This is a genomic window from Streptomyces sp. NPDC048650 (genome assembly GCF_043199095.1).
Lineage (GTDB): Bacteria > Actinomycetota > Actinomycetes > Streptomycetales > Streptomycetaceae > Streptomyces.
Genome location: NZ_JBICVM010000018.1, coordinates 126038 through 136536, shown reverse-complemented (window position 1 = coordinate 136536; position 10499 = coordinate 126038). Strand labels below are relative to the sequence as shown.

General features: G+C 69.2%; 4 protein-coding genes, 1 tRNA gene and 1 rRNA gene. 5 read left to right on the top strand and 1 reads right to left on the bottom strand.

The annotated features are described in order from the left end of the window. From rrf to ACGFML_RS34065, 3 genes are all read left to right on the top strand, one after another. Positions 1–87, top strand: a 5S ribosomal RNA gene (rrf, locus tag ACGFML_RS34075); the annotation flags it as partial. Positions 88–202: 115 nt separating this feature from the next. After that, positions 203–880 carry a DegT/DnrJ/EryC1/StrS family aminotransferase gene (locus ACGFML_RS34070; RefSeq protein ID WP_393549523.1) on the top strand — a complete coding sequence of 226 codons (678 nt, stop codon included), beginning with the start codon at positions 203–205 and terminating at the stop codon, positions 878–880. A gap of 59 nt (positions 881–939) precedes the next feature. Then, positions 940–1012: transfer RNA gene (locus tag ACGFML_RS34065), tRNA-Thr, on the top strand. A gap of 52 nt (positions 1013–1064) precedes the next feature. On the opposite strand, the gene ACGFML_RS34060 is transcribed toward ACGFML_RS34065, so the two are convergent. Continuing rightward, entirely contained in the window at positions 1065–3734 is a 2670-nt protein-coding gene (locus tag ACGFML_RS34060) for a SpoIIE family protein phosphatase (RefSeq protein ID WP_393549522.1), read from the bottom strand. Positions 3735–3993: 259 nt separating this feature from the next. Here ACGFML_RS34060 and ACGFML_RS34055 point away from each other — a divergent pair, with 259 nt between their 5' ends. Together ACGFML_RS34055 and ACGFML_RS34050 are read left to right on the top strand one after the other, a co-directional pair. Beyond that, a complete protein-coding gene (locus tag ACGFML_RS34055; RefSeq protein WP_393549521.1) occupies positions 3994–9528 on the top strand; it encodes a HAMP domain-containing protein in 5535 nt (1844 codons plus the stop codon). A gap of 255 nt (positions 9529–9783) precedes the next feature. After that, positions 9784–10437, top strand: coding sequence for a two-component system response regulator (locus tag ACGFML_RS34050; protein ID WP_393549520.1), 654 nt, complete (start codon positions 9784–9786; stop codon positions 10435–10437). Positions 10438–10499: the final 62 nt, after the last annotated feature.

Genomic DNA, 10499 nt, shown 5'->3' with positions numbered 1-10499 from the left:
GGTTACATTTCGAACCCGGAAGCTAAGCCTTTCAGCGCCGATGGTACTGCAGGGGGGACCCTGTGGGAGAGTAGGACGCCGCCGAACAATTATTGAGCTCCGGCTCCTGGACCTTCTGGTTCAGGAGCCGGAGCTTTTTTGTTCTGATTTTCAGAGGAAAGACGTAACGTCGCGTTCACCTCGCCTCGTCAGGATCCGCGTCATGAGGACAGTAGGAACACTCGAGTCCGCTGGTGTACGTGCTGGTGACGAGGTGGTGGTGCCGGCCTACGGCAACGCCGAAGTGGCACGGTCCGTGGTGCAGTTGGGCGCGGTGCCGGTGTTCGCCGATGTGGATGCCGACAGTTACTGCCTCGACCCGGCCGCGGTGGCGGACGTGGTGTCCAGGAGGACGGCGGCGGTCGTGGCGATACATCGCTTCGGACGGCAGGCCGACGCGGGATGGATCCGTGAAGTCGGTCAGCGGCACGGCCTGTTGGTGCTGGTCGAGGACGAACCGGGAGCACGGTCGGCAGACGTTGAGCGGCGACGGGCGCTGGCGACGTATCTGGACGGCAGGCTCAGGGGGGTCGGCACGCCGACGCCGGCGGCGGGGCACACGTACGAGCAGTACGTGGTGCGGGTGCCGGGAAACGGACGGCCGGACCGGGATGCCTTCGCTCGGGCGCTGCGGGCCAAGGGCGTCGCGTGCAAGGTCCCCGTGCAGGCTCCGGTGTACCGGATGGCGGGGCTGCGGCGGGATGTGTTTCTGCCGCACACCGAGCGGGCCGTGGACGAGACGCTGTCCCTGCCGCTGCACGGGGACCTGTCGCGGCGGGAGTTGCAGAAGATGGTGAGCGCCTGCAATGCGCTGGGGGGATTGCTGCAGCCTGCTTTCTAGCCGGGCGACCGGGATTCGGAGCAGTCATGGAGATCAGGTAGTATTTCCTTTGTCGCTGCGCCCCAATAGCTCAGTCGGCAGAGCGTCTCCATGGTAAGGAGAAGGTCTACGGTTCGATTCCGTATTGGGGCTCCGAATAACGAAGGCCCCCGCCACTCGGCGGGGGCCTTCGTCGTACCGGGCGTCAGCCGGGGTGGATCTCGGGGACGCGCAGGGCGAGGATCGCCATGTCGTCGGAGGCCGGTTCGGCGGCGAAGCGTTCCACGGCGCGCAGGACGCGGGCGGCGACGGCGCCGGCGGTCAGGCCCGTGCAGGTCGTCAGGACGTCGGTGAGGCCGTCGTCGCCGAGCATGCGGGTGCCCTCGCGGCGTTCGGTGACGCCGTCGGTGACGCACAGGAGGACGTCGCCCGGGTCGAGGGTGACCGTCTGCTCGTAGAGCTCGAGGTCGTCCATGACGCCGAGGAGCGGCTGCGGTTCGGCGGCCGGTTCGACCGAGCCGTCCTGGCGCAGGCGCAGCGGCAGGGGGTGTCCCGCGCAGACCACCTTGAGGAGGGCGCTGCCGTCGGCCTGGGGCCACAGCTCGCCGTAAAGGAGTGTCAGGAAGCGGCTGCGGGCACCCTCGTCCAGGATGGCGGCGTTGAGGCGCTCCAGGACTGCGGGGCCGCCGAAGCCCTCGCGGGCCAGGAGGCGGAGGGCGTGCCGGGCCAGGCCCGTGACGGCTGCCGCCTCGGGTCCGGTCCCGCAGACGTCGCCGATGGCGAAGCCGTACGCGCCGTCGCGGATCGGGAAGAGGTCGTAGAAGTCGCCGCCGACTTCATTGCCCTCGCCGGCTGCGCGGTAGATGACCTCGACCTCGACGCCCGGGATGTCGGGAAGTTCCGGGGGCAGCAGGCTGCGCTGGAGGGACTGGCTGATGGCCGTGCGCTCGGAGTAGAGGCGGGCGTTGTCCAGGGCGAGGGCGGCCCGGCGGGAGAGGTCCTCGGCGAGTTCGAGGATCTCCTGGCGGAAGTGCTCCTCGGTGGGCTTGCCGAGGGTCAGCATGCCGATGACGCGGTTGCGCGCGACGAGGGGGAGGACGACCGTCTCGCCGCCGACCGCGGAGGCGGTGGCCAGGGAGGCGCCGGGCCCGGTGGACGGGCGGGCGGAGTTGCCCAGGCCCAGGCTGCGCATGGACGTGCGCAGGGCGGCGTCGTGTGCGGCGTCGCTGGGGGCGGTCCATACGCGGGCGCCCGGGGTGGGTACCGGCTCGGGCGGGTCGACCTTCATCAGGAGGGTCTTGAGGCCGTCGATGCGGTCCTCGTCCTCGTGCAGGACGTAGGAGAGCTCGGGCTCGGAGGTCTGGTCGGCGACGGTGTAGACCGCGCACCAGGTGGCGAGGGTGGGGACCGTCATCTGGGCCATCAGGGCCAGGGTCTGGTCGCGGTCGAGGGTGCCGGCCAGGAGGTCGGACGCCTCGACGAGGAAGGAGAGCGAGCCGCGCCGCAGCTTCTCCAGCTCGGTCAGCCGGGCGCGCTCGACGGCCAGGGCGATGCGGTCGGCGGCGAACTGGAGGCGGAGCGCCTCCTCGTTGGTGTAGCGGCCGGGGCCCTCCGCGGCGACGCCGAGGGAGCCGGTCAGACGGCCCTCGACCTTGAGCGGGACGGTGACGACGGAACGCATGCCCGTGCCGCTGAGCAGCGGGACGGCGCCGGGGACGGCGGTGAGGTCCTCATGGACGGCGGGCATCCGGGCGGAGCCGTAGCGGCCGGAGCCGGCCTCCACGGGGACGCGGGCGAACCGCTGACGGGCGGAGGGCAGGCCGGTGGAGGCGCGGACCTCCAGCTCGGTCTCGTCGTCGGTGGCCAGCAGGAGGTAGGCGGCGTCGCCGTCGAGCATGTCGCGGGCGCGCTCGACCGTGCGCTGGAGGAGGCCGTCGAGGTCGTCCGGTGCCGGGGAGCCGATGAAGACCTCGAACGGGTCGGAGGAACGGCCCTCCGACTGGGCGGACTGGGAGGCGGCGTCCGGTGCGGGCGTGCGCTGCGGGCTCTGCAGGATGGCGCGCTCGTGGTCGCGCACCAGGAGGCAGACCGTGGAGGCCTCGCCGTCGGCGTCGCGGACGCGCAAGTGGGAGGCGTAGACGGGGAGGACCCGGCCGTCGGCGCCCCGCATGCCGTAGGAGCCCTCCCAGCGGGAGAGTTCCAGCGCCTCGGCGATGCCGGTGCCGGTGCCGGGCGTGTGCGGCCAGGCGGCGAAGTCGGTGATCGGCTTGCCGATGACCTTCTCCTGGTCGTACCCGAAGAGGTCCTGGGCGTCGTCGTTCCAGAAGCTGATGCAGCCGGTGCGGTCGATCTGCACCACGGCGACGCGGACCCGGGTGTCGGCGACCGGGAGGGCGTCCACCGGGAGCGCCGGTCCGGCCGCGCGGGTGCCGGCCGGGCGCTCGGGGAGCTCCAGCTGGAACCAGACGTGCTTCTGGGCCGCGGTGTACTCCACGCCCCAGCGGGCGGCGAGGGCGCCGCACAGCAGCAGGCCGCGGCCGCCCTCGCGGTCGGGGTGGACCATGGCCTGGCCGGCGTTCTGGAGCGGAATCTCACGTTCGGGGTACCGGTCGGCGACCGAGATCCGTACGCCGTCATCCGTGCGCAGGCACAGCACGTCGGCCGCGGTGCCGGCGTGGACGACGGCGTTGGTGACCAGTTCGCTCGTCAGGACGACGGCGTCGTCGACGATGTCGCCGCAGCCCCAGCCCTGAAGGGTGTCTCTCACGAATGCACGGGCAGTGGCGACCGAGCGCCCGACCGGCTCGAAGGTGGCGGCGGCCCGCGCGGTGATCACTGGTCTCCTCATGCGTGTGTCGGTGATCTGCTCCCCCATGTTCGCGGCGCCCCTCCGAATACCTGTTGTGCTCACCACCGCCCGTGCTGGACGGCCGGGCGGATGGACAGCCGTATGCCAGGTTACTTACCTTCGGCGCGCCCGAGGATGCCGGTCACATGTGTTTCCGCCCTAATCGTGCCCCGGGACGGTGTGCGATGCTGCCGAACTGTTATGGCCTCGTTGGGCCATGGTGAAACACTGGGCAAGTATCAAGAGAAAGCCCGGGTAGAACGGTCGACCCTGCGGGAGGGACACGGTGGAGTCTGGCGCAGCGGCGCGGGGCGCAAGCACGCGCGCGAAAGGCGGACGATCCCGGAACAACGGGACGACCGAAGTGGATACGGCTGCCCTGAATCGGCTGTTGGTCGCTCTTGTCGCCATGCGGGACGGGAACTTCCGCAAGCGACTGACGGTTTCCGGCGAGGGCGTCATGTCGGAGATCGCGGCCGTCTTCAACGAGGTCGCGGACCGCAATCTGCATCTGACAGGTGAGCTGGCGCGGGTGCGCCGGGTCGTCGGGCGTGAGGGAAAACTCACGGAACGGCTGGAGGTCGGCGCTGCCGAGGGGTCCTGGGCGGCGGCCATCGATGCCTCGAACGCCCTGGTGGACGACCTGGTACGGCCGGTCTCCGAGGTGGGCCGGGTGCTGTCGGCGGTCTCCGAGGGTGACCTGGAACAGCGGATGGATCTGCGGTCGCGCAGTTCGGACAGCTCGTCGGAGCATCCGCTGCGCGGGGAGTTCCTGAAGGTCGGCCGTACGGTCAACGGTCTGGTCGACCAGCTCTCCGCGTTCACCGACGAGGTCACCAGAGTGGCCAGTGAGGTCGGCACGGAGGGCAAGCTCGGCGGGCAGGCGCGGGTGCGCGGAATGTCGGGTTCGTGGAAGGACCTGACGGAATCCGTCAACACGATGGCGTCACGACTCACCGCCCAGGTGCGTGACATTGCTCTCGTCACCACGGCGGTCGCCAAGGGTGATCTCTCGCGCAAGGTGACCGTGCACGTCGCCGGCGAGATGCTGGAGCTGAAGAACACCGTCAACACGATGGTCGACCAGCTCTCCTCCTTCGCCTCCGAGGTGACGCGCGTCGCGCGGGAGGTCGGCACGGAGGGCGAGCTCGGCGGCCAGGCACAGGTGCCGGGCGTCGCGGGCGTGTGGAAGGACCTGACGGATTCGGTCAATCTCATGGCCGGAAACCTGACCGCGCAGGTGCGCGGGATCGCCCAGGTCACCACGGCCGTCGCGAACGGCGACCTGTCGCAGAAGGTCACGGTCAGTGCGCGCGGCGAGGTCGCGCAGCTCGCCGACACCATCAACACCATGACCGAGACGCTGCGGACCTTCGCGGACGAAGTGACGCGGGTGGCGAACGAGGTAGGCGCCGAGGGGCAGCTCGGCGGCCAGGCGCAGGTGCCGGGCGCGGCGGGGACGTGGAAGGACCTCACCGACTCGGTGAACACCGCGTTCCGGAACCTGACGGCGCAGGTGCGCGACATCGCGCAGGTGACGACGGCGGTCGCGAACGGCGATCTGTCGCAGACGGTCACCGTCGATGTGGCCGGTGAAATGCTGGAGTTGAAGAACACCGTCAACACGATGGTGGGTCAGCTGTCGTCGTTCGGTGCCGAAGTGACACGGGTGGCGCGGGAGATCGGCGTCGAGGGTGAGCTGGGCGGCCAGGCGGCGGTGCCGGGCGCGGCGGGGACGTGGAAGGACCTCACGGACTCCGTGAACACCGCGTTCCGCAACCTCACCGGGCAGGTGCGCAACATCGCCCAGGTGACGACGGCCGTCGCCAACGGCGATCTGTCGCAGAAGGTCACCGTCGACGTCTCCGGCGAGATGCTCCAGCTGAAGAACACCGTGAACACCATGGTGGACCAGCTGTCCTCGTTCGCCGACCAGGTCACGCGGATGGCCAGGGACGTGGGCACGGAGGGCCGGCTGGGCGGTCAGGCCCGGGTGGACGGCGTCAGCGGCACCTGGAAGGAGCTGACCGACTCCGTCAACTTCATGGCGGGGAACCTCACCTCACAGGTGCGGCAGATCGCGCAGGTGACGACGGCGGTCGCGCGCGGCGATCTGTCGCAGAAGATCGACGTCGACGCCCGGGGCGAGATCCTGGAGCTGAAGAACACCATCAACACGATGGTCGACCAGCTCTCCGCATTCGCCGAGCAGGTCACCCGGGTCGCCCGGGAGGTCGGCACGGACGGCCGGCTGGGCGGTCAGGCGCAGGTGCCGGGCGTCGCGGGCGTCTGGCGGGACCTGACCGATTCGGTGAACGGCATGGCCGGCAACCTGACGGCCCAGGTCCGCAACATCGCGCAGGTCGCCACGGCGGTCGCGCGGGGTGACCTGTCGCAGAAGATCGATGTGGACGCCCGGGGCGAGATCCTGGAGCTGAAGAACACCCTGAACACGATGGTGGACCAGCTCTCCTCCTTCGCCGAGCAGGTGACGCGGGTCGCCCGCGAGGTGGGCACCGAGGGCATCCTGGGCGGCCAGGCCGAGGTGCAGGGCGTCAGCGGGACGTGGAAGGACCTCACCCAGTCCGTCAACTTCATGGCGAACAACCTGACGTCGCAGGTGCGCAACATCGCCGAGGTGACGACGGCGGTGGCCCGCGGCGATCTGTCGAAGAAGATCACCGTCGACGCCAAGGGCGAGATCCTCGAACTGGTCACGACCGTCAACACGATGGTCGACCAGCTGTCGTCGTTCGCCGAGCAGGTCACCCGGGTGGCCCGCGAGGTGGGCACCGAGGGCCAGCTGGGCGGTCAGGCGCGGGTCCCGGGCGCGACCGGAATCTGGCTGGATCTCAGCGACAACGTGAACCTGATGGCCAACAACCTGACCATCCAGGTGCGCAACATCTCCCAGGTCTCGGCGGCGGTCGCCAACGGCGATCTGACGAAGAAGGTGACGGTCGAGGCGCGCGGCGAGGTCGCGCAGCTGGCCGACACGGTCAACACGATGGTCACCACGCTGTCGTCGTTCGCCGACGAGGTCACGCGAGTGGCCCGTGAGGTGGGCACCGACGGCATCCTGGGCGGCCAGGCGCGCGTGCCGGGGGTCGCCGGCACGTGGAAGGACCTCACGGAGTCCGTGAACTCCATGGCCAACAACCTGACCGGCCAGGTCCGCAACATCGCGATGGTCACCACCGCGGTGGCCAAGGGCGATCTGACCAAGAAGATCGACGTGGACGCGCGGGGCGAGATCCTCGCGCTCAAGACGACCATCAACACGATGGTCGACCAGCTGTCCTCGTTCGCCGAGCAGGTCACCCGGGTGGCCCGTGAGGTGGGTACGGACGGCCAGCTGGGCGGTCAGGCGCAGGTGCGGGGCGTGGCCGGCACCTGGAAGGACCTGACCGAATCGGTGAACGAGATGGCGGGCAACCTGACCCGCCAGGTGCGTGCCATCGCCGCGGTCGCCGCGGCGGTGACCCTCGGCGACCACAACGTCCGCATCGACGTGGACGCGGCAGGCGAGATCCTGGAACTCCAGGACAACGTCAACACCATGATCTCGACGCTCCGCGAGACCACCCTCGCCAACGAGGAACAGGACTGGCTCAAGGGCAACCTCGCCCGGATCTCCGGCCTGATGCAGGGCCGACGCGACCTCAAGGACGTCGCCACCCTCATCATGAGCGAGCTCTCGCCCGCGGTCTCCGCCCAGCACGGCGCGTTCTTCCTCGCGGCCCAGCCCGACAGCCGGGAGATCGGCGCGGACGGCGGCGAAGCGGGCGCGTACGAGCTGCGGTTGATGGGCTCGTACGGCTACGCCATGGGCGGCATGCCCACGACGTTCAAGCCCGGCGAGACGCTGATCGGGACGGCGGCGGAGGAGGGGCGCACCATCCTGGTGGAGAACGTCCCCTCCGGCTACCTCAAGATCGCCTCCGGGCTGGGCGAGGCGCCGCCGGCGAATGTGATCGTGCTGCCGGTGCTCTTCGAGGACAAGGTGCTCGGGGTGATCGAGCTGGCCTCCTTCCAGCCGTTCACCCAGATCCAGAAGGACTTCCTCAGTCAGATCGCCGAGATGATCGCGACCAGCGTCAACACCATCTCGGTCAACACCAAGACCGAGGTGCTGCTCAAGCAGTCGCAGGAGCTGACCGAGCAGCTCAAGGAGCGGTCCGGTGAGCTGGAGAGCCGGCAGAAGGCGCTGGAGCTGTCCAACACCGAGCTGGAGGAGAAGGCCGAGCAGCTGCGGGAGCAGAACCGCGACATCGAGGTGAAGAACACCGAGATCGAAGAGGCGCGGCAGGTCCTGGAGGAGCGCGCCGAGCAGCTCGCGGTCTCGATGCGCTACAAGTCGGAGTTCCTGGCGAACATGTCGCACGAGCTGCGTACGCCGCTGAACTCCCTGCTGATTCTGGCCAAGTTGCTGGCCGACAACGCCGAGGGGAATCTCTCCCCGAAGCAGGTCGAATTCGCCGAAACCATCCATGGCGCCGGTTCCGACCTGCTCCAGCTGATCAACGACATCCTGGACCTGTCCAAGGTCGAGGCCGGCAAGATGGACGTCAGTCCGACCCGGATCGCGCTGGTCCAGCTCGTCGACTACGTGGAGGCGACGTTCCGTCCGCTGACCGCGGAGAAGGGACTCGACTTCTCCGTACGGGTCTCCCCGGAACTGCCGGCCACACTGCACACCGACGAGCAGCGGCTGCTGCAGGTGCTGCGCAACCTGCTGTCCAACGCGGTGAAGTTCACCGACAGCGGCGCCGTCGAGCTGGTGATCCGGCCGGCCGGTACGGACGTCCCGGTGGCGATCCGCGAGCAGCTGCTGGAGCACGGTTCGCTGCGCGACCCGGACGCCGACATGATCGCCTTCTCGGTGACCGACACCGGTATCGGTATCGCGTCCAGCAAGATGCGGGTCATCTTCGAGGCGTTCAAGCAGGCCGACGGCACGACCAGCCGCAAGTACGGCGGCACGGGCCTGGGCCTGTCCATCAGTCGGGAGATCGCCCGGCTGCTGGGCGGCGAGATCCACGCCGCCAGTGAGCCCAGCCGCGGCTCCACCTTCACGCTCTACCTGCCGCACAACCCCGGCGGACTGCCGCCGCAGGGCTACCCGCAGCTGGTGGCCGGTGGGATCGCGATGGACGCGGAGGCGCGCGAGACGGAGGTCGGGCGGCAGAGCGAGCCGGAGGCGCTGCCGGGCGAGGGTTCCGAGTCCAGCCTCAACAGGCGTCGCCGACGCGGCATTTCGGCCGGAGCGCGGCGGTTCGCGCTGCCCAGCAGGCCCTCTCCCACGCCGCCGCAACAGGCCCCACGGCAGGCCCCACAGCCGGCTCCGCAGCAGCCGGCGGAGTCGACCGCGCAGCAGCCCGCCGAGGAGCCCTGGATCGGCAACGGTCAGGATCTGGTGGACCCGGGCGTGGGGGGCGGCAGCTTCCACGGCGAGAAGGTCCTGATCGTCGACGACGACATCCGCAACGTCTTCGCGCTCACCAGCGTCCTGGAGCAGCACGGCCTGTCGGTGCTGTACGCGGAGAACGGCCGGGAGGGCATCGAGGTGCTGGAGCAGCACGACGATGTGGTCCTGGTCCTGATGGACATCATGATGCCGGAGATGGACGGCTACGCGACGACTGCCGCGATCCGTCGGATGCCGCAGTTCGCCGGGCTGCCCATCATCGCGCTGACCGCGAAGGCGATGAAGGGCGACCGCGAGAAGAGCATCGACTCCGGGGCCTCCGACTACGTGACCAAGCCGGTGGATACCGATCATCTGTTGTCGGTCATGGAGCAATGGATGCGCGCGAGGTGAGGTGGCGTCCAGTATGGAGCCGATAGAGGATCATCGCGTGCTGACTCAGTGTTGCCGCGGACGTGTGGAAGCTCGGTATTCGGGGAACCTTCTGGTCTCTCGCTGCGTTTCTGCTACGTGCACAGTGACATCGCGGTGACAGGGTGTGGCGACAGGCGGGGTGCAGCTACCATGACCGGCACAAGAGCGGGCGACGTGACGGAGTCGTCCCCTGGGGTGGCGTCCGGTTCCATGCCGGGGCGAGGAGGACGGGCCATGGTGCAGAAGGCCAAGATCCTCCTGGTCGATGATCGGCCGGAGAATCTGCTGGCGCTGGAGGCAATCCTCTCTGCGCTCGATCAGACACTGGTGCGGGCATCGTCCGGGGAGGAAGCGCTCAAAGCACTGCTCACGGACGACTTCGCGGTGATTCTGCTCGATGTGCAGATGCCGGGGATGGACGGATTCGAAACCGCGGCGCACATCAAGCGGCGCGAGCGCACCCGCGACATCCCCATCATCTTCCTGACGGCCATCAACCACGGTCCGCACCACACCTTCCGCGGCTATGCGGCGGGTGCGGTCGACTACATCTCCAAGCCGTTCGATCCGTGGGTGCTGCGGGCGAAGGTTTCGGTCTTCGTCGAGCTGTACATGAAGAATTGCCAACTGCGCGAGCAGGCCTCGCTGCTGAGGCTGCAGCTGGAGGGCGGGCAGAGCTCGGAGGCGAGGGAGTCCGCGGGCCTGCTCGCGGAGCTGTCGGCGCGTCTGGCGGCTGTCGAGGAGCAGGCCGAGGCGCTCTCCAAGCAGTTGGACGAGACGGCGGAGGCCGCTGCGGTCGCCACCGCGGCCCATCTGGAGCGCAAACTGACCGGCCTGCGCCGGGCCCTGGACGCCCTGGAACCGGGGTCGAGCGGCGCTCCGGGCTGAGCGGTGTGCGGCGTCGGGTGACTGACGGCCTCTCATGAGGCGTACGTGCGACACGAATGGGT

Coding starts and splice junctions, on each gene's coding strand:
- ACGFML_RS34070 (WP_393549523.1), top strand. CDS start 203: ATGAGGACAGTAGGAACACTCGAGTCCGCTGGTGTACGTGCTGGTGAC.
- ACGFML_RS34050 (WP_393549520.1), top strand. CDS start 9,784: ATGGTGCAGAAGGCCAAGATCCTCCTGGTCGATGATCGGCCGGAGAAT.
- ACGFML_RS34060 (WP_393549522.1), bottom strand. CDS start 3,734: ATGGGGGAGCAGATCACCGACACACGCATGAGGAGACCAGTGATCACC.